21 protein-coding genes are annotated in these 25,490 nt (G+C 68.1%); 14 read left to right on the top strand and 7 right to left on the bottom strand.

Going from position 1 to position 25,490, the window contains the following annotated elements; all coding sequences use genetic code 11:
* Window positions 1-3: 3 nt before the first annotated feature.
* Entirely contained in the window at window positions 4-921 is a 918-nt protein-coding gene (locus E1J61_RS09680) for a LysR family transcriptional regulator (protein WP_133093845.1), read from the bottom strand.
* A 92-nt stretch (window positions 922-1,013) separates the two neighbouring features.
* Here E1J61_RS09680 and E1J61_RS09675 point away from each other — a divergent pair, with 92 nt between their 5' ends.
* On the top strand, window positions 1,014-2,039 hold the full coding sequence (locus E1J61_RS09675; RefSeq protein WP_133093844.1) for a bile acid:sodium symporter family protein: 1,026 nt from the start codon (window positions 1,014-1,016) through the stop codon (window positions 2,037-2,039).
* 56 nt (window positions 2,040-2,095) lie between these two features.
* On the opposite strand, the gene E1J61_RS09670 is transcribed toward E1J61_RS09675, so the two are convergent.
* Both E1J61_RS09670 and tsaE read right to left on the bottom strand, forming a co-directional pair.
* Window positions 2,096-3,595, bottom strand: a complete 1,500-nt coding sequence (locus tag E1J61_RS09670; RefSeq protein ID WP_133093843.1) for an N-acetylmuramoyl-L-alanine amidase — start codon at window positions 3,593-3,595, stop codon at window positions 2,096-2,098.
* Window positions 3,589-4,122 (bottom strand): tRNA (adenosine(37)-N6)-threonylcarbamoyltransferase complex ATPase subunit type 1 TsaE, encoded by a 534-nt coding sequence (gene tsaE, locus E1J61_RS09665; protein WP_133093842.1) that lies wholly within the window; start codon window positions 4,120-4,122, stop codon window positions 3,589-3,591. The genes E1J61_RS09670 and tsaE overlap by 7 nt, the downstream gene beginning before the upstream one ends.
* Window positions 4,123-4,138: 16 nt before the next feature.
* On the opposite strand from tsaE, the gene queG reads away from it, so the two are divergent.
* Window positions 4,139-5,365, top strand: coding sequence for a tRNA epoxyqueuosine(34) reductase QueG (gene queG / locus E1J61_RS09660; protein WP_243736824.1), 1,227 nt, complete (start codon window positions 4,139-4,141; stop codon window positions 5,363-5,365).
* Here queG and E1J61_RS09655 read toward each other — a convergent pair.
* Window positions 5,358-6,251, bottom strand: coding sequence for an AEC family transporter (locus tag E1J61_RS09655; RefSeq protein ID WP_133093840.1), 894 nt, complete (start codon window positions 6,249-6,251; stop codon window positions 5,358-5,360). The genes queG and E1J61_RS09655 overlap by 8 nt on opposite strands.
* A 184-nt stretch (window positions 6,252-6,435) precedes the next feature.
* Between E1J61_RS09655 and E1J61_RS09650 the strand changes: the two genes are divergently transcribed.
* The 7 genes from E1J61_RS09650 (at window position 6,436) to E1J61_RS38800 (ending at window position 11,497) form a co-directional block, all read left to right on the top strand.
* Window positions 6,436-7,113 carry a chalcone isomerase family protein gene (locus E1J61_RS09650; RefSeq protein ID WP_133093839.1) on the top strand — a complete coding sequence of 226 codons (678 nt, stop codon included), beginning with the start codon at window positions 6,436-6,438 and terminating at the stop codon, window positions 7,111-7,113.
* A 134-nt stretch (window positions 7,114-7,247) separates the two neighbouring features.
* Window positions 7,248-8,216, top strand: a complete 969-nt coding sequence (locus E1J61_RS09645) for a tripartite tricarboxylate transporter substrate binding protein BugE (RefSeq protein ID WP_133093838.1) — start codon at window positions 7,248-7,250, stop codon at window positions 8,214-8,216.
* 108 nt (window positions 8,217-8,324) lie between these two features.
* The gene (locus E1J61_RS09640; protein WP_133093837.1) at window positions 8,325-8,816 is read left to right on the top strand and encodes a methylated-DNA--[protein]-cysteine S-methyltransferase; all 492 of its coding nucleotides are present in this window, start codon (window positions 8,325-8,327) and stop codon (window positions 8,814-8,816) included.
* On the top strand, window positions 8,813-9,769 hold the full coding sequence (gene xerD, locus E1J61_RS09635; RefSeq protein WP_195431748.1) for a site-specific tyrosine recombinase XerD: 957 nt from the start codon (window positions 8,813-8,815) through the stop codon (window positions 9,767-9,769). The genes E1J61_RS09640 and xerD overlap by 4 nt, the downstream gene beginning before the upstream one ends.
* Window positions 9,770-9,803: 34 nt before the next feature.
* A complete protein-coding gene (locus tag E1J61_RS09630) occupies window positions 9,804-10,295 on the top strand; it encodes an aminoacyl-tRNA deacylase (protein ID WP_133093835.1) in 492 nt (163 codons plus the stop codon).
* A gap of 155 nt (window positions 10,296-10,450) precedes the next feature.
* Window positions 10,451-11,059, top strand: a complete 609-nt coding sequence (gene plsY / locus E1J61_RS09625) for a glycerol-3-phosphate 1-O-acyltransferase PlsY (protein ID WP_133094214.1) — start codon at window positions 10,451-10,453, stop codon at window positions 11,057-11,059.
* Between the two features lie 126 nt (window positions 11,060-11,185).
* Window positions 11,186-11,497, top strand: coding sequence for a hypothetical protein (locus E1J61_RS38800; protein WP_207951203.1), 312 nt, complete (start codon window positions 11,186-11,188; stop codon window positions 11,495-11,497).
* A 502-nt stretch (window positions 11,498-11,999) separates the two neighbouring features.
* Here E1J61_RS38800 and E1J61_RS09615 read toward each other — a convergent pair.
* Window positions 12,000-13,271, bottom strand: coding sequence for an ATP-binding protein (locus E1J61_RS09615; protein ID WP_133093834.1), 1,272 nt, complete (start codon window positions 13,269-13,271; stop codon window positions 12,000-12,002).
* Between the two features lie 66 nt (window positions 13,272-13,337).
* Window positions 13,338-14,081 carry a response regulator gene (locus E1J61_RS09610; RefSeq protein WP_133093833.1) on the bottom strand — a complete coding sequence of 248 codons (744 nt, stop codon included), beginning with the start codon at window positions 14,079-14,081 and terminating at the stop codon, window positions 13,338-13,340.
* Between the two features lie 339 nt (window positions 14,082-14,420).
* Between E1J61_RS09610 and E1J61_RS09605 the strand changes: the two genes are divergently transcribed.
* The 4 genes from E1J61_RS09605 to E1J61_RS09590 are packed head-to-tail and all read left to right on the top strand — an operon-like array spanning window position 14,421 to window position 23,913.
* On the top strand, window positions 14,421-15,923 hold the full coding sequence (locus E1J61_RS09605; protein ID WP_133093832.1) for an MdtA/MuxA family multidrug efflux RND transporter periplasmic adaptor subunit: 1,503 nt from the start codon (window positions 14,421-14,423) through the stop codon (window positions 15,921-15,923).
* A gap of 9 nt (window positions 15,924-15,932) precedes the next feature.
* Window positions 15,933-19,055, top strand: coding sequence for an MdtB/MuxB family multidrug efflux RND transporter permease subunit (locus E1J61_RS09600; protein ID WP_133093831.1), 3,123 nt, complete (start codon window positions 15,933-15,935; stop codon window positions 19,053-19,055).
* 2 nt (window positions 19,056-19,057) lie between these two features.
* Window positions 19,058-22,354, top strand: a complete 3,297-nt coding sequence (locus E1J61_RS09595; RefSeq protein ID WP_133093830.1) for an efflux RND transporter permease subunit — start codon at window positions 19,058-19,060, stop codon at window positions 22,352-22,354.
* 17 nt (window positions 22,355-22,371) lie between these two features.
* The gene (locus tag E1J61_RS09590; protein ID WP_243736823.1) at window positions 22,372-23,913 is read left to right on the top strand and encodes an efflux transporter outer membrane subunit; all 1,542 of its coding nucleotides are present in this window, start codon (window positions 22,372-22,374) and stop codon (window positions 23,911-23,913) included.
* Here the strand turns inward: E1J61_RS09590 and E1J61_RS09585 are convergent.
* The gene (locus E1J61_RS09585) at window positions 23,910-24,812 is read right to left on the bottom strand and encodes a LysR family transcriptional regulator (protein WP_133093829.1); all 903 of its coding nucleotides are present in this window, start codon (window positions 24,810-24,812) and stop codon (window positions 23,910-23,912) included. The genes E1J61_RS09590 and E1J61_RS09585 overlap by 4 nt on opposite strands.
* Before the next feature lie 113 nt (window positions 24,813-24,925).
* Between E1J61_RS09585 and E1J61_RS09580 the strand changes: the two genes are divergently transcribed.
* The gene (locus E1J61_RS09580) at window positions 24,926-25,381 is read left to right on the top strand and encodes a PACE efflux transporter (protein ID WP_133093828.1); all 456 of its coding nucleotides are present in this window, start codon (window positions 24,926-24,928) and stop codon (window positions 25,379-25,381) included.
* Window positions 25,382-25,490 lie beyond the last annotated feature (109 nt).

The raw sequence follows: 25,490 nt of genomic DNA, 5'->3' as shown, positions 1-25,490 counted from the left end.
CGCTCAGGCCGCTGCGCCCATCGCGGGCGCCTCGACGCGCAGCGTCAGGCGCCGCACCAGCGCCCACACCGCCGCCGCGGCGGGCGACAGCGAGCGGTCCTCGCGCCGGACCATGACGATGCTGCGCTCCTCGCGCGGCACCAGCGGCCGCCACACCAGCGGCGATGCGGCGGGCAGCGGCAGCGAGAAAGAGGGCAGCACGGAGGCGCCAATGCCGGCCTCGACCATGCCGAACACGCTGGCCGAGTGCCCGAGTTCCTGCACCACCTGCGGCGCCACGCCGTGGCGGCCGAAGATGCGGTCGATCAGCGGCCGGCTGCCCGAGGCAAAGTCCAGCAGCACCAGCCGCATGCCATGCAGCGCCGACCACGGCACCGTTGCCGACTGCGCCAGCGGATGGTCGCGCCGGCAGACAAAGCAGAACGGGTCAGTTGCCACCGGCTCCACCGCCAGCCCTTCGCGCACCAGCGGATCGATCAGCACGCCGAAATCGACTGCGCCGGCGCGGACCTGCTCGAGGCCGTCGGCCTGTACGTTGTCGCGCACAATCAGCCGGATATCGGGGTATTGCGCGGCGCAGGCGGCGACATACATCGGCATCAGCCGCGCGGAAATGGTTGGAGCTCCAGCTATTACGACACGGCCGCGATAGCGTTCGCCTAACTGCCTCGTTTCTTCGAGGGTGTCGTCGAGCTGCCCCAGCAGCCGCTCCAGCGCCGGCACCAGCGCATGGCCGGCATCGGTCAGCACCACCTCACGCGTAGTGCGGTCGAGCAGCTTGACGCCAAGTGCCTCTTCCAGCTCTGCGACGCCGCGGCTGACCGCCGGCTGGGTCAGTCCCACCACCTCCGCGGCGCGGCTGAAACCGCCGCTGCCGGCCACCGCGAGGAAGACGCGCAGCTGGCGCAGTGTGTAATTCATGCAACGACCGGATAAATAGATTCTATAAATGAATTTGCATTCTAGACCCGGCTGGCGTCCAATACTAGGCAAAACCCTAACCAACCGCAGTCATGTCTCGTCTTTTTGCCAAGCTCAAGAAACTTTATGACCTGATCGACGGCTTCGTCCTCGTCATGCTGACCGCCATCGCCATTGCCCTGGCGGCCCCGGAGATCGGCACCGGCAAGGGCCCGCTGCACCTGGGCCTGGTCACCAGCGTGGGCGTGGCACTGGTCTTCTTCCTGCATGGCGCGGCGCTGTCGCGTGACAAGCTGGTGTCTGGCGCCAAGAACTGGCGCCTGCATGTGTTCGTGCAGTCGTTCACCTACGTGGTCTTTCCGGTGGTCGGCGCGCTGCTGATGCTGGCCCTGCACAACACGCTGCCGGCGGACCTGCTGCTGGGTGTGTTCTTCCTGTGCGCGCTGCCTTCGACGGTGTCGTCGTCGGTGGCCATGACCTCGATGGCGCGCGGCAACGTGTCGGGCGCGATCTTCAATGCCACCATCTCGGGCCTGATCGGCATGCTGGTCACGCCGGTGCTGATGGGGCTGGTGATCAGCGCCAGCGGCGCCTCGATGCCGCTGGGCAAGGCGCTCACCGGCGTGGCGCTGCAGCTGCTGCTGCCGTTCGCGCTGGGCCAGCTGCTGCGCCCGCTGATCGGCAACTGGCTGGCGAAGAAGAAGCAGATCACCACCAAGATCGACCGCGGCGTGATCGTGCTGATCGTCTATTCATCGTTCTGCGATGCCACCGCACAGGGCCTGTGGCACCAGTATGAGTGGCAGACCATTGGCGCGGTGATGCTGATCGCCGCGGTGCTGCTGTTCGTGGTGCTGGGCTTCACCACGCTGACCGCCCGCCGCATGGGTTTCTCGGTCGAGGACGAGATCACCGCGGTGTTCTGCGGCTCGAAGAAGAGCCTGGCCAACGGCATCCCGATGGCAAAGATCCTGTTTGCCGGGCATCCCGCGCTGGGGCTGCTGGTGCTGCCGCTGATGGTCTATCACCAGCTGCAGCTGATCGTCTGCTCGGTGATCGCGGCACGCTACGCCAACCGGGATGCGCTGCTGGAGGATCGCGCGGCGGCGCGGGCGTAAGATGGCGCAGTCGTAAAAAAACCGGGGCATGCCCCGGTTTTCTTCGTCCATCCCGGTCACACCGACGGGTTCTTCGACAACGGCGGATTCTTCGCGAAGTAGGCCTTGATCCCGCGCAGGATGGCATTGGCCAGCTGTTCCTGGTGCGCGCTGTCGTTGAGCTTGCGCTCCTCCGCCGGGTTGCTGATAAACGCGGTTTCGATCAGGATCGACGGGATGTCCGGCGCCTTCAGCACCGCAAACCCGGCCTGTTCCACGTGCGCCTTGTGCAGCCGGTTGATGCCGCCGATTTCGCCCAGCACGGACTTGCCGACCTGCAGGCTGTCGTTGATCTGCGCGGTGGTGGACAGGTCCAGCAGCACGCGCGCGACCTGCGCATCCTTGTTGCCCATGTTGGCGCCGCCGATCAGGTCGGAGGCGTTTTCCTTGTTGGCCAGCCAGCGCGCCGCGGTGCTGGAGGCGCCGCGCTCGGACAGCGCGAATACCGAAGCACCATTGGCTTCCGGCGACAGGAAGGCATCGGCGTGGATCGACACGAACAGGTCGGCCTGCACCCGGCGCGCCTTCTGCACGCGCACGTTCAGCGGCACGAAGAAATCGGCATCGCGCGTCATCATCGCGCGCATATTGGGCTGGGCGTCGATCTTGGCGCGCAGCCGGTGCGCGATCTGCAGGACCACGTCCTTCTCGCGCGAACCAGCGGCGCCGATCGCGCCGGGGTCTTCGCCGCCGTGGCCCGGATCGAGCGCCACCGTCAGCAGGCGGCGCATCTTGAACGGGCGCTCGGCAGTCGGGTTGTCGCGCGCGACGGGCGGCACCACGGGGGCATCGGGCTTCGGCACCACCGGCGCAGACGGCTTGGGCCGGGTGGCAACCACCGGCGGCGGCGGCGCGGTGGTGGCCGGCACTTCGCCCTTCTCGTCGAACTTGCGCACCAGCGCGCCAATGGCATCTTCCTCGGCACCGGCCGGGGCGCCGGCGATGCTGTCCGGACCCGGGGCCGGGTCCGAGGTGGCGAAGCGGCGCTGCTTGTCCTCGGTGTCGCGCACCAGTTTCCACAGCGGGTCGGGCGGGTTGACCGGGTACAGGTCGAACACCAGCCGGTTGCGGTAGCTGCCGATCGGCAGCAACGTGAACACCTGGGGCGCCACGTTCTCCTTCAGGTCGAACACCATCCGCACCACGCGCGGGCGGTTCTGGCCGACGCGCACGGTCTGGATATACGGGTCGTTGGGCGTGATCTTGGCCACCAGCTCGCGCAGCGTGGGCGACAGGTCCAGGCCATCGATATCCACCACCAGCCTGTCCGGATCGCGAATCATCTGGTGCACCGCGGACAGCGGCGCGTCGGATTCGATGGTGACGCGGGTGTAGTCCTCGGCCGGCCATACGCGCACCGCGACGATGCCGGCGCCGAACGCGATCTGCGGACCGGCAAGCGTCAGCACGGCAGTGCCCGCGCCCAGCTTCAGCGCCTGCGCCATCCATTTGCGGCGCGCCTGCAGCAGGCCGTCGGGTCCATCGGGGCGGTCGGTGGCTAGTCGCTTGATCAGCATGCGTTCAGCAGGGTAAGTCCAGTGGGAGTATAGGCGCGCAAGGTCGCGATGCGCCGCTCGCCGGCGTCGCCGGCGAGCATTTCGCTGTCGGCCGGCCGTGCCGTGTCCGATTGGAGCAACACGTGCAGGTCGGGTTCCCCCAGCAGGCGCCCCGCCTTCTCCGGCCATTCGACCAGGTTAAAGGCCGGTTCGGCGAAACAGTCGCGGAAACCCGCATCGATCCACTCCTCCGGATCGGCGAAGCGGTACAGGTCGAAGTGGTAGACCGTCAGCGGCGAGCCGTCGGCGCGGGCCACCTCGTAGGGCTCGCACAGCGTGTAGGTGGGGCTGCGGACCTTGCCGGCATGGCCGAGCGCGCGCAGCACCGCGCGCGACAGCGTGGTCTTGCCGGCGCCGAGGTCGCCGGACAGCTGCACATGCACCGCGCGCGGCGGCATGGCCTGCACGGTGGCGGCCAGCGCGGCGCCCAGGCGCGCGGTGGCGGCTTCGTCGGGCAGCGTCAGGGTGCGTTCTTCGAGCAAGGGCATTGCGTACAATTCAGGGATGATCGACCCAGCAGTCAAGCCGCCGGCCAGCGCGCCAGGCGCGCACAGTGTTCCCGCAAACGCTCCAGGGCAATCCGGCCAGGCCGGGCACGCCAACCCTGAGGAGCTGGCGGCGCTTGCGGAGTCCATCCGCGCATGGGGCGCCGCGCTGGGTTTTGCGTCGGTGCGCATCGCCGACGTCGATCTTGGCCATGCCGAGCCGGGGCTTCTGGCATGGCTGGAGCAGGGTTACCACGGCGACATGGATTATATGGCCAACCACGGCTTGCGGCGCGCCCGTCCGGCCGAACTGGTGCCGGGCACGGTACGTGCCATCGTGGCGCGCATGCCCTATGTCCCCGCCAGCGAGACCCCGCCGGGCGCGCCCGACTGGCGCCGGCGCGAACTGGCGCGGCTGGGCGATCCGGCCACCGCGGTGGTGTCGCTGTACGCGCGCGGCCGCGACTATCACAAGGTCCTGCGCAGCCGTCTCCAGCAGCTCGCCAGCCGGATCGAGGCCGAAATCGGCAAGTTCGGCTACCGCGTCTTTACCGATTCCGCGCCGGTGATGGAAGTGGCGCTGGCCAGCCAGGGCGGACTCGGCTGGCGCGGCAAGCATACGCTGCTGCTCGACCGCGACGGCGGCTCGATGTTCTTCCTGGGCGAGATCCTGGTCGATATCCCGCTGCCGGCCGATGCGCCCGAAACGGACCACTGCGGCAATTGCCACCGCTGCCTCGACATCTGCCCCACGCACGCGATCGTCGCGCCCTACCGGCTCGATGCGCGCCGCTGCATCTCCTATCTGACCATCGAGCACAAGGGCCCGATCCCGGTCGAATTCCGCGCGCCGATGGGCAACCGTGTCTACGGCTGCGACGACTGCCAGCTGGCCTGCCCGTGGAACAAGTTCGCGCACGTGGCCAGCGTGCCGGATTTCGACGTGCGCAATGGCCTGGACGCGCCCGACATGGTGGCGCTGTTCCAGTGGACCGAAGACGAGTTCAACCAGCGCCTGGAGGGCAGCCCGATCCGCCGCATCGGCCATGAGCGCTGGCTGCGCAACCTGGCGGTGGGGCTTGGCAACAGCCTGCGCGCTGCGCTTTCCGGCACGCGCGCGGAAGACGCCGCCCTGGCCGCGCGCATCCGCGAAGCGTTGCAGGCGCGGCGCGATTCCGCTTCGCCGCTGGTGCAGGAGCATATCGACTGGGCACTCGCGCAGGGCGAGCCCGCACGCACTAGCTGACCAGGGCCAGCCACAGCGGCGTGGTAACGATGGCACCCACCGTCATCACCGATATCGTGGCCGCCACCATGGGTCCGTTGCCGCCCATGCGCACCGCCAGGATATAGGCGCTCGACGCGGTCGGCAGCGAGGCATACAGCACCACGATCTGGTACTGCAACGCGGTCAGCGGCAAGTACCGGCCCACCAGCCACGCCGTGCACGGCATCGCCAGCAGCTTGACCCCGGTCCACCACGCCACCGGCCCCGCCGTGCCGGTCGCCCCGCTCATCTGCAACCCGGCGCCCACCGTCATCAGCCCCAGCGCGGTCGAGGCCGAGCCAAGCCGGTTCAGCGTCATCGCCACCACCTCGGGCGGGTGCAAGCCCAGCAGGTTGGTCACGAGGCCGCCTGCGGTGGCCAGGATCAGCGGGTTGCGCGCCAGTTCCTTCCACAGCGCGGTCTCGCCGTGCCGGGCCAGCGCCCACACCGCCGCCACGTTGCACAGCGGAACGGTACAGCCGACGATCACCGCCATCAGCGCGAGCCCTTCGCTGCCGCCCAGGCGCGACGCCAGCGCCAGGCCGATGTAAGAGTTGAAGCGAAAGGCGGTCTGCAGGCCCGAGGCAAAGCTCAGCGCATCGGGCTTCAGCACCCACTTGACGGCGTAGCCGCCGGCCATGCCGACGGCCATCGCCAGCAGCGCCAGGCCCAGCATCGCCGAGGTCGAGGAAAAATCAAAGACCGCGGCATTGGTCGACTGCAGCAGCAGCGCCGGGAACAGCACAAAGTAGACCAGCCGCTCCACCCCGCCCCAGAAGGCGCGGTCGAACGGGGAATAGCGCACCAGCAGCCAGCCGATCAGGATCAGGCTGAAGTCAGGCACCAGCAGGAGAGCAGAAGACATTGTCGTTGTTGTTGTAATGGCGAGGGCACGGCGCGGTAACTGCCCGGCGTCCCGTCGCGATCCCGGCCGCATGGGGATGCAAATAACGGCTGGCGATCTGGAATGTGCAGACTAGGGCAGATACGGATAGGTATTTTTCCAGATTTAGGTCAGCATCGCATGCCAAGTTGTATGCCCTGCCGCCATGTTGTCCCGCATCCGTTCCGCGCCGCCGGGCCCGGACACCCGCCTTCGCTCCCGTTCACGCCCTGGCCTGCCAAGCGGCCTGACCAGCCGCCTGCGCTCGCGCGCGGCCGCCCTGCTGGTGATGCTGTGCACCACCACCGCGGCTGTTGCCATGCCGGCGCGCGCGGTCGAGATGGAAGGAATCCGCTTCGATGACGCCGCGCGCGTGGGCGGCAAGGAACTGCAGCTCAACGGCGCCGCGCTGCGCGCGGGCTTCCTGACCAAGGGCTACGTGGCCGCGCTGTACCTGCAGGAAAAGGCCCGCAATGCGACCGTGGTACTCGGCACGCCCGGCGCCAAGCGGCTACAGTTGCGCATGCTGCGCGAGGCCGAACCGCCCGCCTTTGCCCGCGCCATCCGCCAGGGCATCCGCGACAACCACAGCGAAGCGCAAGTGCAGGGCCTGGCCGCGCGGCTGGTGCAGTTCGAGCGCACCCTGGGCGAGATCGGCAACGCGCACAAGGGCGACGTGATCAACCTGGACTTTACCCCGCAGGCGGGCACCGTCGTCGCCATCAACGGCACGCCGCGCGGCCGCCCGATCCCTGGCGAAGACTTCTACCAGGCCGTGCTGCGGGTGTTCCTGGGCGACCGTCCGGTCGACCAGGACGTCAAGCGCGGACTGCTCGGCGGATAACGCGGCAGCCCTCCTTTACGCTGCGGCCGCCCTCATTTACGCTGCCGCCGCCGTGCCTGTACCTGTGGCACCGCGACGGTTTCTTTGCTTCCGGGCAGCACCCTGCCCGGACTTCTGACGGGAGACATGATCTCATGCAAGCTGGCAAACTCGCTCTGACCCTGGCCCTGGCCGCGGCCGCCACCACGGCGCACGCCCAGAGCTTTCCGACCAAGCCGATCCGCCTGATTATTCCGTTCGCACCGGGCGGCACCACCGACATCGTCGGCCGCGGCGCCGCTGACCAGATGAGCCGCATCCTGGGCCAGCCGGTGGTCGTGGAAAACCGCGCCGGCGGGGGCGGCTCGATCGGTGCGGACGCGATCGCCAAGGCGGCGCCGGACGGCTACACCATCGGCATCTCGACGGTGTCGACCATGGCCGTGAACCCGGCCTGCAACCCCAAGCTGTCGTACGACCCGATCAAGGACTTCAAGCCCATCACCAACCTGGCCAACGTGGCCAACGTGATCGCGGTGAACCCGAACTTCCCGGCCAAGACCTACAAGGAATTCCTGGCCGTGCTGAAAGCCAACCCGGGCAAGTACTCTTACGCCTCATCGGGCACCTGCGGCTTCGGCCACATGCTGGGCGAGCAGTTCAAGGTCTCGACCAAGACCTTCATGGTCCATATCCCGTACCGCGGCGCGGGCCCGGCGCTGAACGACGTGCTGGCCGGCCAGGTACCGATCATGGTGGACAACCTGCCGTCGTCGATGCCCTACATCAAGGCCGGCAAGCTGCGCCCGCTGGTGGTGGCCTGGAACAAGCGCCTGGACTCGCTGCCGGACGTGCCGACCTTCGGCGAAATGGGCCTGAAGGAGCCGAACGACCCGGCCTGGTACGGCCTGGTGGCGCCTGCCGGCACGCCTGACGACGTCATCAAGAAGCTGAACGACGCCGCGGTCAAGGCCCTGCAGGACAAGGGCTTCCAGGAGCGCCTGCGCACCGCCGGCGCCGAGCCGTCGGGCAATACGCCGGCGCAGCACGCGGCCGAGATCAAGAAGGAATTCGACAAGATGAAGAACCTGGTGAAGGTGCAGAACATCAAGCTGGAGCAGTAATCCGGCCGCAGCATCGCATTCGCCACTGAAGGCCGCCAGCCAGAGCGGCCTTTTTTCTTGCCGGCGCAAAAAGCACTAGAATCCAGCATCCGCCCCAGCCAGACCGCCATGCCCGCCATATACGATGCCATCCTCCCTGCCCCGTTCGGCAAGGTCGGCGTGCGCACGGACGGCACACGCATCCGGGCCATCGTGTACCTGCCCGGGCACGTCGAGGCACGCGCGCCGGCCGATGCGCAGGCGCGGGAACTCGTGGCCCGGCTCGAAGCGCAGCTCGAGGCCTACTACGCCAACCCCGACGCGCGCTTCGACCTGCCGCTGGCATCGGCGGGCAGCGATTTCCAGCAGCGCGTCTGGCAGGCCATCGCCGCCGTGCCGCGCGGCGCCACCACCACCTACGGCACTATTGCCGGGGCCATCGGCGCGATGCCGCGCGCGGTGGGCCAGGCCTGCGGCCAGAACCCGTTCCCGATCGTGATTCCCTGCCATCGCGTGGTCTCGGCCCGCGGCATCGGCGGCTTCTCCCATCATGCCGAAGATGGTTTCTACCTCGATGTCAAACGCTGGCTGCTGCGCCATGAGGGCGCCATGCTGATATGAGCCCCGTGACACGCACGGCAGCGGCGGACGCACCGCCCGACCTCGCCGCGTCTCCCAGCGATGCCGACGCGGCGCTGGTCGGCCGCTTCTGCGATGCGCTGTGGCTGGAAGACGGCCTGTCGCAGAATACCATCGACGCCTACCGGCGCGACCTGACCCTGCTGGCGCGCTGGCTGCGCCACGAAGGCTGCGGCGAGCTGCCGGCCGTGGACGACAGCGTGCTGTCGGCGTACTTCAACGCGCGCCACACGCAGACGCGCGCGTCGTCGGCCAACCGCCGGCTCGCGGTGTTCCGGCGCTTCTACCAGTGGGCGCTGCGCGAGCACGTCGTCGAGGCCGATCCCTGCCTGCTGCTGCGCCCCGCCAAGCAGCCGCCGCGCTACCCCAAGACCCTGACCGAGGCGCAGGTCGACGCGCTGCTGGAAGCGCCCGACACCGGCACGCCGCTGGGCCTGCGCGACCGCACCATGCTGGAGCTGATGTACGCCAGCGGCCTGCGCGTGTCCGAGCTGACGCAGATGAAGACCATCGAGATCGGCCTGAACGAGGGCGTGGCGCGCGTGGTCGGCGGCAAGGGCGACAAGGAACGGCTGGTCCCGTTCGGCCAGCAGGCTGCCGACTGGCTGCGCAGCTACCTCGCCAGCGCGCGTCCCGCGCTGCTGGCCGGGCGCGCCTGCGACGCGCTGTTCGTCACGCAGCGCGGCGAGGGCATGACGCGGCAGGCGTTCTGGCACCTGATCAAGCGCCACGCGCGCGATGCCGGCGTGCACGCGCCGCTGTCGCCGCACACGCTGCGGCACGCCTTTGCCACGCACCTGCTCAACCACGGCGCCGACCTGCGCGTGGTGCAGCTGCTGCTCGGCCATGCCGATATCTCCACCACGCAGATCTACACCCACGTCGCGCGCGAGCGCCTGCGCGAGCTGCACCAGCAGCACCATCCGCGTGGGTGAGTGAAACTTAGCGACACTTAGCGGCACCATCGCCATGAGCAAGAACAAGCACGTCTCCGAAACCCCCGCCACCCAGTTCCTGCGCAAGCAAGGCGTGGCCTTCGGCGAACACCCCTATGAATACGTCGAGCATGGCGGCACCGGCGAATCCGCACGCCAGCTCGGCGTTCCCGAGCACGACGTGGTCAAGACCCTGATCATGGAAGACGAGCGCGCGCAGCCGCTGGTGGTGCTGATGCACGGCGACTGCTCGGTCTCGACCAAGAACCTGGCGCGCCAGACCGGGCGCAAGAGCGTGCAGCCGTGCAAGCCGGAGGTGGCGCAGCGCCACAGCGGCTACATGGTCGGCGGCACCTCGCCGTTCGGTACGCGCAAGCGCATGCCGGTGTATGTGGAGGCCACGGTGCTGGAGCTGGAACGCATCTACATCAACGGTGGGCGGCGCGGCTACCTCGTCAGCCTGGACCCGAAGCTGCTGCGGGGACTGGTCGATGCACAACCGGTCCAATGCGCGCTGCCTGACTGAGGCACTGGCCAGGCGCCCTAGTCGCCACCTGAGCGACACCTGGCGACACGCGCATGGCGGCCGCGCATGCCAATCCGGGAAGTCACGGACGTGGTGAAGGCGCCGCCGCGCTACAATCCCGCCAGCTTGAAAACACCCCACTGCACATGGCTAACCTGCCTAACCTGATATTCGCCCTCGCCGCCTACCTGATCGGCTCGATTTCCTTTGCCGTTGTCGTCAGCAAGCTGATGGGGCTGCCGGATCCGCATTCATACGGGTCGGGCAACCCGGGGGCGACCAATGTGCTGCGCACCGGCAACAAGAAGGCCGCGATCCTGACGCTGATCGGCGATGCGCTGAAGGGCTGGCTGGCGGTGTGGCTGGCGGCGCGCTTCGGCCCGGCCTACGGGTTGAACGAGACCGGCCTGGCCATGGTGGCGCTGGCGGTGTTTCTCGGCCACCTGTTCCCGGTGTACCACCGCTTTGCCGGCGGCAAGGGCGTGGCCACGGCGGCCGGCATCCTGCTGGCGGTCGACCCGATCCTGGGGCTGGGCACGCTGGCCACCTGGCTGATCATTGCGTTCTTCTTCCGCTATTCGTCGCTGGCGGCACTGGTGTCTGCCATCTTCGCGCCGTTCTTTTATGTGCTGATGAATGGCGTGGATGTGATGACTGGTGCCATCTTCGTGATCAGCGTGCTGCTGATCGCGCGGCACCGGCAGAATATTGCCAAGCTGCTGGCCGGCAAGGAAAGCCGGATCGGGGACAAGAAGAAGGTCTGAGCGTTACACTGCCAGCGCCGGCGTCCGGCGCGCGCTTTCCGCGGCCGGGCCCTGCCACGGCGGGTCTTTTCCGCTGATCCACGGCGGCGGGCCTGTCTCCGCCGTCCCATCGCGGCCTGCAACGGTGTGGTCGGCATCAAGCAGAGCCAGGGCGTGATCCCGCACAGCCAGGCGCAGGACCTGTTCGGCCAGATCGAGATCGACGGCCAGCTCTACGACAATATGTGCGCGAGCTGGTTTCCTTGGACCATGCCGTTCAACATGACCGGCCATCCGGCGATCAGCCTGCCCTGGCAAGACGGTGTTCATCGGGCCATCGCCGCTGTTCACGATCTTTCCGCTGACCTACAAGAAGCTCGGCTACGACGCCGACAAGCCTCTCTCTCTCTCTCTCTCTCTCTCTCTCTTCGCTGCGGCGGGCATCTGGTAGCTATTTGATATGCCCTGGTTTCGCCCCTAAAGGGGCGAGTCACTTTTGCCCGAGCGGCAAAAGTAACCAAAAACGCGTTTACGGCCCTGCGGGCGGCCACTCTTATCGTAGTGGGCTACGGCTTTCGTACGGGGCTTGGCTTCGTTGCAGGGCAGGACTGCCTGACGCCTTGGTGCGCCACGGTGGCCCGGGATTGACGCCATTGTTGAACGAGCCCAGAGCTGTTGGGTGGCCCCTGCTGCTGGCGGCAACGTAGGAACGCCTACGGCTGCGCTGCGCGCCGGCAGCATCTCAGGTCAGGGGCTCTGGCGCGGAACGCGTCGCTGCGCTCGCCTGGCGCTATCGCCGATGAGCCCACAGGCCTGTCCTTGCCCGTTGTTTGCTCCCCTCTAGCAGGGGTGAGGGCCGGAGCCTCCACGAAGTGCATCCGGTCAATTCCGTCAGACCGGGCGGAGGGCGGAACCGGGCATATCAAATTCCACCAGATGCCAAGTCGCAGCAAAACCGAACTTAAGCCCCCACCGCCCCAAACACCATCTCGACCCTAAACCCGCCCCCGTCGGCATTGACGAGATTGAGCTTCCCCCCAGCCTGCCGCACCAGCCGATCCACAATCGCCAACCCCAACCCGGAATGCGCATTCCCGCCCCGGGCCGGATCGAGGCGCACAAACGGCAGCGTGACGCGTTCCTTGTCCTCTTCAGGAATCCCGGCCCCCTGGTCTTCGACCACCAGCACATAACCATCAGCCGTACGCGTCGTAGCAATGCAAACCGGCGGCTTGCCGTAGGCATAAGCATTGTCAACAAGATTCCCGATAATCCGATCCAGCTGCGTAGCGATCATCCGGAACCCATCCCCCGCCCCCAGCGACAACACCACCTGCCGCTCCTGCTCGGCCAGCGAAGCCGCCAGTTCATTGACCCGCCGGTCCACCGGCACTGGCCGCGCCGTCGATTCACTGGTCTGTGCAAAGCTCAGGAACTGCTCAACGATCGCCTGCATCGAATCCACGTCGCGCGTAACCCCCGCCGCGGCCTTGGGATCGGACAGCATTTCGGCACGCAGCCGCAGCCGCGCCAGCGGCGTCTTCAGGTCATGCGCGATCCCGGCCAGCATCGTATTGCGCTCCTGGTCGATCCGCGCCAGGTCGGCCACCATGCGATTGAAGCGCTCGATCAGCTGGCGCAGCTCATGCGGCCCGCGTTCGCGCAAGGGCGGCACCGCGCGCTGGCGCGACAGCAGCTCGGCCGCGTTGGCCATGTCCCGCACCGGCCGCTGCAGCTGCCACGCGATCAGCAGCGCGAACACGATGGCCACGCCCACCACCAGCATCACGCCCGGCACCAGCCGGTTGTCAGGCGGCGGGTTGTGGACCCAGAGAATCGGCATCGCGATCCAGTCATCGCGGCTGGGCAGCTTGATCCAGATGCGCGGCGTGGTCTCGTCCTCGAGCCGGACCTCGGTGCCCTGCGGCAGCCGCGAGATGAACTGCTCGACCAGGCGGCGCGAGCGGCCGCCCTTGGGCGCGGTGGCGTGCTCATCGGCGCTGGCGGTATCGGCGGTCTCCACCAGGCTGGGCAGCTTGGCCGGCGGGTGCGCATCGAGCGCGCGCTCGATGCTGTCGAGCTGGAACAGCATCTGCTCCACGGAATAGTCGACCTGCTGCTGGCGCCGGTCCATGCGCAGGATGGCCAGCCACGAGAAGTGGCTGATCACGAGCACGGCCGCGATCAGCAAGGCAATGCGGCCGAACAGGGTGTCGATACGTCGCAACTTCATCGGGAAGCAGGCTCGGGTGGCACGCGGCGGCACGTAAGGCGATAAAACGGCCGGCCGCCGCGGGCTTTAATCGGAAAGCTCGGCGGGAATCTCTTCCGCTTCGTCGGGCACGAAGGTGTAGCCGCGGCCGCGCACGGTCTGGATATAGCGCGGGCGCTGCGCGTCTTCGTCGAGCAGCCGGCGCAGGCGCCAGATCTGCACGTCGATGCCGCGGTCGCTGATGCCGCTGGCGCTGCCGTACATCAGCTCGACGATACGCTCGCGCGATAGCACTTCGAGCGGATGCATCAGCAGCAGCTTGAGCAACGCGAACTCGGTATCGCTGATCGACAGCGGCTGGCCGGCGCGGCTCAGCGTGCGCTGGCGGAAATTGACGCGGAACGGGCCAAACGCGACCGATTCGCGGTCCTCCGGCGCCGCCGCGGGGCGGGCCAGCTTGCGGCGCAGCACGGCGTTGATGCGCGCCAGCAGCTCGCGCGGCGAGAAGGGCTTGCCGAGGTAGTCGTCGGCGCCGATCTCCAGGCCGACGATGCGGTCGATCTCGTCGCTGCGGGCAGTAAGCAGGATCACCGGGATGTCGTCGTTCTTGGCGCGCAGGTTGCGCAGCGCGGTCAGGCCGTCGACCTTGGGCATCATCAGGTCGAGCACGATCAGCGCTGGCCGCTCGCGCTCCAGGCGCGCCTGCAGGCCGTCGCCGTCGTGCAGCACCGAGACGGCAAAGCCCTGCTGGGTCAGGTACTCGCGCAGCAGGTCGCGGAGTTCGGGATCGTCGTCGACGACGAGGATCTGGGCAGGCTGGTTCGTTCGCATAGGCACATGATAGTCAGCCCGGGCGGCGCACACGCCGGATCGGCCGGGCGGTTTTGTTTCCGGAGGTTACACCTGGGGCGCTGGTAATCCTCTGTAATAAAAGCGCCGGGCGCCGAAATACGGGCGTCCGCGCCCGCACATTATCCTTGCCGCATGACTTGCCAACGGCGCCGCCCCATGCGCGCCGCAGGGCACTTGCCGGCACGCCGGCGGCCGCCGGGCGCGCTGCCCCCGCGGCCGGCCGGCGCCCATTGCGTTGCGGCATACTGCTGCATCCATCGTCACTTGCCAGCAGAACACCGCGGCGCGCCCGGGCGCGCCGTTCCCAGGATTGCGGACATGTCCAACCCCGAACAAGGCCAACCTAACCCTCCCCCATCCCCGTCTTCCCGTCCGCCCCTGCCGCCCGGCGGCACCCCACCGCGCAGGAGCCGGCGCCGGCTGTATGCCGGGCTGCTGGTGCTGCTGCTGGCCGGAGGCGGCTGGTACTGGTATGCGCACCGCGGCGACGCCCCCAAGGGCACCGCGGGCGGCCCGGGCGGCGCCGGCGGACCCGGTGCGGGAGGTCCTGGCGGTCCTGGCGGGCCAGGGGGCCGCGCCGGCATGCCGCGCTCGCCGGTCGTGGTCGCCACCGTGGCCCAGCGCGACATGGACGTGGTCCTGAACGGGCTGGGCAACGTGACCCCGGTCTCTAACGTGACCGTGCGCGCGCAGGTGTCCGGCCCGCTGCTGAAGGTGCTGTTCAAGGAAGGCCAGATGGTCAGGGCCGGCGACGTGCTGGCCGAGATCGACCCGCGCCCGTTCCAGGCCGCGCTCGACCAGGCCGTGGGCCAGCTGGCGCGCGACCAGGCCCTGCTGCAGAACGCGAAGCTGGACCAGCAGCGCTACCGCACCCTGCTGGGCCAGGATTCGATCTCCAAGCAGCAGGTCGATACCCAGGACGCGCTGGTGCGCCAGTACGAAGGCGTGGTCAAGACCGACCAGGGCAACGTGGCCAATGCGCGCCTGCAGCTGGGCTACACCAGGATCGTGGCGCCGGTGTCGGGCCGCATCGGCCTGCGCCAGGTCGATCCGGGCAATATCGTCAACACCAGCGACGCCAACGGCATCGCGCTGATCACGCAGATCCAGCCGATCGCCGTGATGTACACCATCCCCGAGGACAACCTGCCGTCGGTGCTGAAGAAGCTCAACGCCGGCGAAAAGCTGCCGGTGCAGGCGTGGGACCGCCAGGTGCGCAACCAGCTGGGCGAAGGCACGCTGCTGACCACCGACAACCAGATCGACACCACCACCGGCACGGTCAAGCTCAAGGCGGTCTTCCCCAATGAAGACGGGATGCTGTTCCCGAACCAGTTCGTCAACGTGCGCACGCGCGTCGACACGCTCAAGGACGCCACCGTGATTCCGGTGGCGGCGATCCAGCGCGGACAGCAGGGCACGTTCGTCTACACCGTCGACGACGCCAGCAAGGTCAAGGTCCAGGTGATCACCCTCGGCCCGGGCGATGGCAGCCGCAATGCGGTGCTCAAGGGCCTGGAGCCCGGCCAGCGCGTGGTGGTGGATGGCGCCGACCGGCTCAAGGAAGGCATGACGGTCGAAGCAGTCGACCCGGCCGCGCGTGCCGCGGCGACAGTGCCGGCCAGCCAGCCGCGCGGGCGCGGCCGACGCAACCGCGACGGCGCTGGCTGGGGCGGTGCCAGCGCGCCGCATGGCGATGCCAGCGGCGCGGCCGCGGGCGGCGCTTCCGGTGCTTCCGGCGCGGCCGGCGAGCATCGGCGCCAGCGTGAAGGCGGCGCCAGCGCTCCAGGTGCGGAAGGCCCGCGCCGCCAGCAGCAGTAAGGACCGCGCATGAACCCATCACGCCTCTTCATCCAGCGCCCGGTCGCTACGGCGCTGCTGATGCTGGCCATCCTGCTCTCCGGGCTGGTGGCCTACCGGCTGCTGCCGCTGTCGGCGCTGCCGGAGGTCGACTACCCGACGATCCAGGTCACCACGCTCTACCCCGGCGCCAGCCCCGACGTGATGACTTCGTCGGTGACCGCGCCGCTGGAGCGGCAGTTCGGCCAGATGCCCGGCCTGAAGCAGATGTCGTCGTCCTCGTCGGGCGGCGCCTCGGTGATCACGCTGCAGTTCGAGCTGACGCTGCCGCTGGACGTGGCCGAGCAGGAAGTGCAGGCCGCCATCAATGCCGGCAGCAACCTGCTGCCGGCCGACCTGCCGATGCCGCCGGTCTACAGCAAGGTCAACCCGGCCGACGCGCCGATCATGACCATCGCCATGACGTCCGACACCATGCCGCTGCCCAAGCTGCAGGACATGGTGGATACGCGCGTGGCGCAGAAGATCTCGCAGATCCAGGGCGTGGGCCTGGTCACCATCAGCGGCGGGCAGCGCCCCGCGGTGCGCATCCAGGCCAACCCGGCCGCGCTGGCATCGCTCGGCATGTCGATCGACGACCTGCGCACCGCGATCGGCTCGGCCAACGTCAACGGCGCCAAGGGCAGCTTCGACGGCCCGCAGCGCGCGTCGACCATCGACGCCAACGACCAGCTGCGCTCCGCCGACGAATACCGCCAGATCATCCTCGGCTACAAGAACGGCGCGCCGATCCGCATCACCGACGTGGCCGAGATCGTCGACGGTCCCGAGAACAGCCGCCTGGCCGCGTGGGCCAACGACAAGCCCGCGATCGTGCTGAACATCCAGCGCCAGCCCGGCGCGAACGTGATCGAGGTGGTCGACCGCATCAAGGCGCTGCTGCCGCAGCTGCAGAACGCGCTGCCGGCGTCGGTGCACGTGCAGCTGCTGACCGACCGCACCACCACCATCCGCGCCTCGGTCGAGGACGTGCAGTTCGAGCTGCTGCTAGCGATCGCGCTGGTGGTGCTGGTGATCTTCCTGTTCCTGCGCAATATCCCCGCCACCATCATCCCCGGCGTGGCGGTGCCGCTGTCGCTGGTGGGCACGTTCGGCGTGATGTACCTGTCGGGGTTCTCGATCAACAACCTGACGCTGATGGCGCTGACCATTGCCACCGGCTTCGTGGTCGACGATGCGATCGTGATGATCGAGAACATCATGCGCTACATCGAGAAAGGCGATTCGCCGATGCAGGCGGCGCTCAAGGGCTCGAAGCAGATTGGCTTCACCATCATCTCGCTGACCTTCTCGCTGGTGGCGGTGCTGATCCCGCTGCTGTTCATGGGCGACGTGGTCGGCCGGCTGTTCCGCGAGTTCGCGATCACGCTGGCGGTATCGATCCTGATCTCGGCGGTGGTGTCGCTGACGCTCACGCCGATGATGTGCGCGCGGCTGCTGCACCATGTGCCGGAAGAGAAGCTGTCGCGCTTCCACCGCGCCACCGGCCGCTTCTTCGACAACGTGATCGAGCGCTACGGGCGCGCGCTGGACTGGGTGCTCGATCGCCAGAAGGCAACGCTGGTCGTGGCCGTGGCCACGCTGGCGCTGACCGTGCTGCTGTACCTGCTGGTGCCCAAGGGCTTCTTCCCGGTGCAGGACACCGGCGTGATCCAGGGCATCACCGAGGCCGCGCAGACCACCTCCTTCGGCGCCATGGCGCGCAAGCAGGAAGCGGTGGCCAAGGTGGTGATGCAGGACCCGGCGGTGGCAAGCCTGTCGTCGTTCATCGGCGTGGATGGCAGCAACACCACGCTCAACGCCGGGCGCATGCTGATCAACCTCAAGCCCAAGGGCGAGCGCGACCCGATCGACGTGGTCACGCAGCGCCTGCAGCATGCGGTGCAGAGCCTCGGCGGCGTCTCGCTGTTCACGCAGCCGGTGCAGGACCTGACCATCGAGGACAAGGTCTCGCGCACGCAGTACCAGTTTACGGTGGAAGATCCCGATCCCGAGACGCTGGCCGCGTGGGTGCCGAAGCTGGTGGAGCGCCTGCGCCAGGAGCCGGAGCTGCGCGACGTCACCAGCGACCAGCAGAACAACGGCCTGCGCGCCTATGTCGATATCGACCGCGACGCCGCGGCGCGCTTCGGCATCACCACCGCGGTGATCGACAGCGCGCTGTACAGCGCCTTCGGCCAGCGGCTGGTGTCGACCATCTTCACGCAGTCGAGCCAGTACCGCGTGGTGCTGGAGACCATGCCGGAGTTCCGCAAAAGCCCGCAATCGCTGGCCGAGCTGCGCCTGCCCTCCTCTTCCGGCGGACAGGTGCCGCTGGGCGCGTTCGCGCGCATCACCGAGCGCACCGGGCCTCTGGTGATCAACCACCAGGGGCAATTCCCCGCGGCGACGATCTCGTTCAACCTGGCGCATGGCGAATCGCTCGGCGCCGCAGTCGACAAGATCACCAGGGTGGAGCAGGAGCTGGGCCTGCCGATCTCGATGCAGACCAGCTTCCAGGGCGCGGCGCTGGCGTTCCGCGCGTCGCTGTCGAACACGCTTTGGCTGATCCTGGCCGCGGTGGTGACGATGTATATCGTGCTGGGCGTGCTGTATGAAAGCACCATCCACCCGGTCACGATCCTGTCGACGCTACCGTCCGCAGGCGTGGGCGCGTTGCTGGCGTTGCTGGTGGCGGGGATGGACCTGGGCATCATCGCCATCATCGGCATCATCCTGCTGATTGGCATCGTCAAGAAGAACGCGATCATGATGATCGACTTCGCGCTCGAGGCTGAGCGCGAAGGCGGCATGACGCCGCGCGACGCGATCTTCCAGGCCTGCCTGCTGCGTTTCCGCCCGATCCTTATGACCACCATGGCGGCGCTGCTGGCGGCGCTGCCGCTGATGCTGGGCTCCGGCATCGGCAGCGAGCTGCGCCAGCCGCTGGGCGTGACCATGGTGGGCGGCCTGCTGGTCAGCCAGGTGCTGACGCTGTTCACCACGCCGGTGATCTACCTGGCCTTCGACCGCGTGGCGACGCGCGTGAAGGGCTGGCGCAAGCGCCGCTTCGGTGATCCGGAGGAAGGCGGCACGGGCGAGGAGCCGGTCTGACAATGAATCTTTCGGCTGCCTTTATCCATCGCCCGGTCGCGACCGCGCTGCTCACGCTCGGCATCCTGCTGGCCGGGCTCGCGGCACTGCGGCTGCTGCCGGTGTCGCCGCTGCCGCAGGTGGACTTCCCGACCATCTCGGTATCGGCGTCGCTCCCTGGCGCCAGCCCGGAAACGATGGCCGCCACCGTGGCGACGCCGCTGGAGCGCGCGCTCGGTACCATCGCCGGCGTGACCGAAATCACCTCCAGCAGCTCGCTCGGCTCGACCCGCGTGACGCTGCAGTTCGACCTGTCGCGCAATATCGACGGCGCCGCGCGCGACGTGCAGGCCGCGATCAACGCTTCGCGCGCGACGCTGCCGACCAGCCTGCCCAACAACCCGACCTACCGCAAGGTCAACCCCGCCGACGCGCCGATCATGATCATCGCGCTGACCTCGCCGACGATGACGCGCGGACAGCTCTACGATGCGGCCTCGACCATCCTGGCGCAGAAGCTGTCGCAGGTGGAAGGCGTGGGGCAGGTCACCATTGGCGGCGCCTCCTTGCCGGCGGTGCGGGTCGAACTGAACCCGACCGCGCTGAACAACTACGGCATCTCGCTGGAGGACGTGCGCAACACCATCAGCGCGACCAACGCCAACCGGCCGCTCGGCACGCTGGAAAACGCCAGCAACAACTGGCAGGTCTACGCCAACGACCAGATGATGAAGGCGGAAGACTACATGCCGCTGATCATCCGCTACGCTACGCCGGGCACCTACTCGTCGGCGTCGGCGGGCGCGCTGATCGCCAGCACCGCCAATGCGACCGCCAGCGGCGGCGTCAGCACCAAGGTGGTCAACGGCGTCACCGTGACCACGCTGACCACCAGCAGCGGCACCACAACCATCACCAGCGGCGCCACCGGGGGCACCAGTGCCACCAGCGGGCCGAATTCGTTCGCGGTGCCGGTGCGGCTGCGCGACGTGGCCAACGTGGTCGATTCGGTGCAGGACATCCGCAACGCGGGCTCGGCCAACGGCAAGCCGTCGGTGCTGCTGGTGCTGAACCGCTCGCCCGGCGCCAACATCATCGAGACCGTCGACCGCGTGCGCGAGATGCTGCCGAACCTGCAGAAGATGATCCCGGCGGCGATCTCGATGGACGTGATGATGGACCGCACCCCCACCATCCGCGCCTCGCTGCGCGAGGTCGAGCACACGCTGATGATCTCGGTGGCGCTGGTGATCATGGTGGTGTTCATCTTCCTGCGCAACGTGCGCGCGACGCTGATCCCCAGCGTGGCGGTGCCGGTCTCGCTGATCGGCACCTTCACGGTGATGTACCTGGCCGGGTTCTCGCTGAACAACCTGTCGCTGATGGCGCTGACCATCGCCACCGGCTTCGTGGTCGACGATGCCATCGTGGTGCTGGAGAACATTTCGCGCCATATCGAGGAGGGCATGAAGCCGCTGGCCGCCGCGCTGCGTGGCGCGCGCGAGGTCGGCTTCACGGTGCTGTCGATGAGCCTGTCGCTGATCGCGGTGTTCATTCCGCTGCTGATGATGGGCGGCATCGTCGGGCGCCTGTTCCAGGAGTTCGCGATCACGCTGTCGGTGGCGATCCTGGTGTCGCTGGTGGTGTCGCTGACCACCACGCCGATGATGTGCGCGCGCATGCTGCGGCCGGTGGAACCGGAGCAGCAGGGACGCTTCTTCCGCGCCACCGAGCGCATGTTCCGGTGGCTGCACGATGGCTATGCGCGTTCGCTGTCGACGGCGCTGCGCTTCAGCCCGCTGGTGTGGCTGGTGCTGATCGCCACCATCGCGCTCAACGTGTACCTGTACGTGATCGTGCCCAAGGGCTTCTTCCCGCAGCAGGACACGGGTCGGCTGATCGGCTTTATCCGCGCCGACCAGGCCACCTCGTTCCAGGCCATGCGCGGCAAGCTCGACAGCTTTATCAGGATTGTGCAGTCGGATCCAGCAGTGGAAAACGTGACCGGCTTTACCGGCGGCTCGCAGCGCAACACCGGCCAGATGTTCGTCACGCTCAAGCCGCTGGCGGAGCGCAAGGAGTCCGCCGACGCCATCATCGCGCGGCTGCGCGGCAAGCTGGCCAAGGAGCCCGGTGCGAGCCTGTTCCTGCAGCCGGTGCAGGACATCCGCATCGGCGGGCGGCAGAGCAGCTCGCAGTACCAGTTCACGCTGCAGTCCGACGACCTCGAAGTGCTGCGCACGTGGGAGCCCAAGGTGCGCGCGGCGCTGTCCAACCTGAAGGGGCTGGAGGACATCGACACCGACACCAACGACAAGGGGCTGCAGACCTCGGTGATCATCGACCGCGATACGGCGTCGCGCCTGGGCGTGACCGCGCAGCAGGTGGATGCGGTGCTGAACAACGCCTTCGGCCAGCGGCTGGTGTCGACCATCTACCATCCGCTCAACCAGTACCGCGTGGTGATGGAGCTGAGCCCCGAGTACCTGCAGGGCCCGAACGCGCTCAAGGACATCTACGTCGTCACCGGCAACGGCAACCGCGTGCCGCTGTCTGCCTTCGCGCGCGTGATCCCGACCAGCACGCCGCTAGGCGTGAACCACCAGGGGCAGTTCGCGGCATCGACGATCTCGTTCAACCTGGCGGAGGGGACCTCGCTGTCGCAGGCGACCGATGCGATCAACCGCGAGATGGCGCGCATCGGCGTGCCGGAAACGCTGCGCGCCAACTTCCAGGGCGGCGCCAAGGCGTTCCAGGACTCGCTCAAGAGCCAGCCGATCCTGATCCTGGCGGCGCTGATCACCATCTACATCGTGCTGGGCGTGCTGTATGAAAGCTATGTCCACCCGCTCACCATCCTGTCGACGCTGCCGTCGGCGGGCGTGGGCGCGCTGCTGGCGCTGATGGCGTCGAGGACGGACTTCAGCATCATCGCGCTGATCGGCGTGATCCTGCTGATCGGCATCGTAAAGAAGAACGCGATCATGATGATCGACTTCGCCATCGACGCCGAGCGCCGCGACGGGCTGTCGCCGCGCGAAGCCATCTACCGCGCCTGCCTGCTGCGTTTCCGCCCGATCCTGATGACGACCATGGCCGCGCTGCTGGGCGCGGTGCCGCTGGCGATCGGCCGCGGCGACGGCGCCGAGCTGCGCGCGCCGCTGGGCATCTCGATTGTCGGCGGCCTGGTGGTGAGCCAGCTGCTGACGCTGTACACCACGCCGGTGGTCTACCTGACGCTGGACCGCTGGCGCCTGAAGGTCAAGGCCTGGCGCCAGCGCCGCCGCGGCGGCACGCCTGACCAGCCGGCCGCCGTCTGAATTTACAGAGATTCCACATGACTGTGTTTCACCCTGTGTTTAGCGCTGTGTTTAGCCGATTGCTGACCCATGCCCTGCCGCTGCCGCTGGCGTGCGCGTTGCTGCTGGCCGGCTGCGCGGTAGGCCCCGACTACAAGCGTCCCGATGCGCCGGTGCCGGAAGCTTTCAAGGAAGCCGCCGGTACCAATGCCGATGCCGATACCAAAGCCGATGCCAATGCCTGGCGCGGCGACTGGAAAACCGCCGAGCCGCAGGATGCCATCACGCGTGCCGACTGGTGGACGGTCTTCGGCGATCCGCAGCTCGACACGCTGATGCCGCAAGTGCAGATCTCCAACCAGAACATCAAGGCGGCCGAGGCGCAGTACCGCCAGGCCATGGCCGCGCTGCAGGCGGCGCGTGCCGGCTTCTTCCCGGTCGTCGATGCGCAGGCCGGTGCGTCGCGCGCGCGCGGCGCCAGCGGCAATACGCTCAACGGGCAGAGCCTGACGCTGGGCGCGACCTGGGAGATCGACGTGTGGGGCCGCGTGCGCCGCCAGGTGGAAAGCAGCGAAGCCAGCGTGCAGGCAAGCCAGGCCGACCTGGCATCGACGCTGCTGTCGACGCAGGCGACGCTGGCGCAGAGCTATTTCCTGCTGCGCGTGGCCGATGCGCAGAAGGCGCTGCTCGACCGCACCGTGGCCGACTACCAGAAGTCGCTGCAGCTGGTGCAGAACCAGTACGCCGCCGGCACCGCGCAACGCTCAGACGTGCTGCAGTCGGAGACCCAGCTCAAGAGCGCGCAGGCGCAGCAGATCGACATCCAGATCACGCGCGCGCAGCTGGAGCACGCCATTGCCGTGCTGGTCGGCAAGCCGCCCGCGGCGCTGTCGCTGGCCGCGGACGATTTCCGCCAGGCCCCGCCGCGCGTGCCGGGCGCGGTGCCATCGGAACTGCTGGAGCGCCGGCCCGACATCGGCGCTGCCGAGCGCCGCATGGCGTCCGCCAATGCGCAGATCGGCGTGGCGCAGGCCGCCTACTACCCGACGCTGTCGCTGTCGGCCAGCGGCGGCCTGACCGCCAGCACGCTGGCGCGCTGGATGTCGCTGCCGGACCGCATCTGGTCGATCGGCGGCGGGCTGGCCGGCACGCTGTTCGACGGCGGCCTGCGCAGCGCGGCCAAGGCGCAGGCCGTGGCCGCCTACGACCAGACCGTCGCCAATTACCGCCAGACCGTGCTGTCCGCGTTCCAGGAAGTCGAGGACAACCTTGCCGCGCAGCGGCTGCTGGAGCAGGAGGCGGTGGTGCAGAACGACGCGCTGCGCTCCGCGCGCGAGGCGCTGGTGCTGGTCAACAACCGCTACCGCGCCGGCACCGCGGGCCTGCTCGACGTGCTGACCGCGCAGACCGCCGCCTACACCGCCGAGCGCACCGCGCTGTCGATTGCCGGGCGCCAGTACACGGCGGCCGTGGTGCTGATCAAGGCGCTGGGCGGCAACTGGCATCCGCAGGCGCTGGAAGGCGCCACCGGCAGCAGGCCCGCCGGCGCCGCACCCGCCACCACAGTCGGCCAGCGCTAGGCGCCGCGCTGCGGCGCATTCGGCAACGGCTGCGCGCAGATGCGCTCGCGCAGCCAGGTGGCGGCCTTGCCCAGCGGCCGCTGCTTGTGCCACACCAGTTCCATCGCCACCGGCCAGTCCTGCTGCTGGAACGCCAGCGGCGGCGACACCAGCTGCGCCGCGGCCGGCGAGTTGGCCACCACGTGCCACGGCACGAACGCCCAGCCGAGCCCGCGCTTGACCAGCTCGACGATGACCCACTGGCTCTCCACCCACCACACATCCGCCGCCACGCGCAGGCGCATCTTCTCTTCGCTGTCGGTACGCGTGGCGACCATCAGCTGGCGGTAGCGCTTCAGCTCTTCCCAGTCCACGCGCTGCGACGCCAGCGGATGGTCGGGCGCGCACAGGATCTGCATCGGCATCCAGCCCAGCGCATGGAAGCCCAGTTCGGGCGGCAACACTTCCTGCCGCCACATGATGCCGAGATCGGCGCCGCCCTCGAGCACCAGCCGGCTCACGTCTTCCATCAAGGGGAACAGCACTTCCAGCTCGACCGCCGGGAAACGGCCGGAGAACGCTTCGAGCAGCTGGCCCAGCGTTTCCTCCGGGTAGAGCTCGTCGACGGCGAGCACCAGCCGCGTCTCCACGCCCTCGCCCAGGCTCTTGGCCACGCCGCGGAAGTGCTCGCAGCGTTCCAGGATCACGCGCGCTTCCGCCAGCAGCCGCTCGCCGGCCGGGGTCAGCACGGGATAGCGGCCGGCGCGGTCGAACAGCGCGTTGCCGACATCGATCTCCAGGTTCGACACGGCGGCGCTCACCACTGACTGGGCCTTGCCGAGCCGGCGCGCGGCGGCGGAAAAAGAACCCGCCTCGGCGGCAGCGACGAAAGCCTGGAGTTGCTCCAGCGAGAGACTCATACGGCGCCCTTCTGCGACATCTATCGGTTCTGACGATAGTATCCAACTTGGCAATCCCTGCAAAGCAGATAGACTTGGCCCGGTCTGAATTATTGCCTCGCAGGAGGAAAATCATGCGCACTACCCGCGACCGGATCCGCCACGCCGTTGGCTTCGAGGTTGTCGGCCTGCTGATCTTCGCGCCGCTGGCCAGCTGGGCCTTCGGCTACGAGCTGCACCAGATGGGCCTGATCGGCGCGGTCGCGTCGCTGATCGCGACCGGCTGGAACTACCTGTACAACCTGCTGTTCGACAAGGCCATGCTGCGTTGGACCGGCCAGCTGCGCAAGTCGGTCGTGGTGCGGGTGCTGCACGCCATCCTGTTCGAGGTGGGCCTGCTGGTGGTGTTCCTGCCGGCGCTGGCGTGGTACCTGAATATCAGCCTGCTCGATGCGCTGATCATGGATATCGCCGTGGCCGTCTTCTACATGGTCTACGCGCTGGTGTACAACTGGCTGTACGACATCGTGTTCCCGGTGCCGTCCCTGAAGCACGCTGCCGCCCGGCCGGACGGCGCGGCGGCCGGCTGAGGCCGGGTTTTTCCTGACCCCGGAGCAGGCACTCCGGGGTGTTTCCCCGCCTTGCCGTGCGGACGCGAATTGTTATACTCAATAACAAAATTCGACGGACCGGGTGCGC

Source organism: Cupriavidus sp. L7L (assembly GCF_004353535.1).
Lineage (GTDB): Bacteria > Pseudomonadota > Gammaproteobacteria > Burkholderiales > Burkholderiaceae > Cupriavidus > Cupriavidus oxalaticus_A.
Note: the sequence above shows the minus strand (reverse complement) of the source record. Positions and strands in the feature narration are given on the sequence as shown.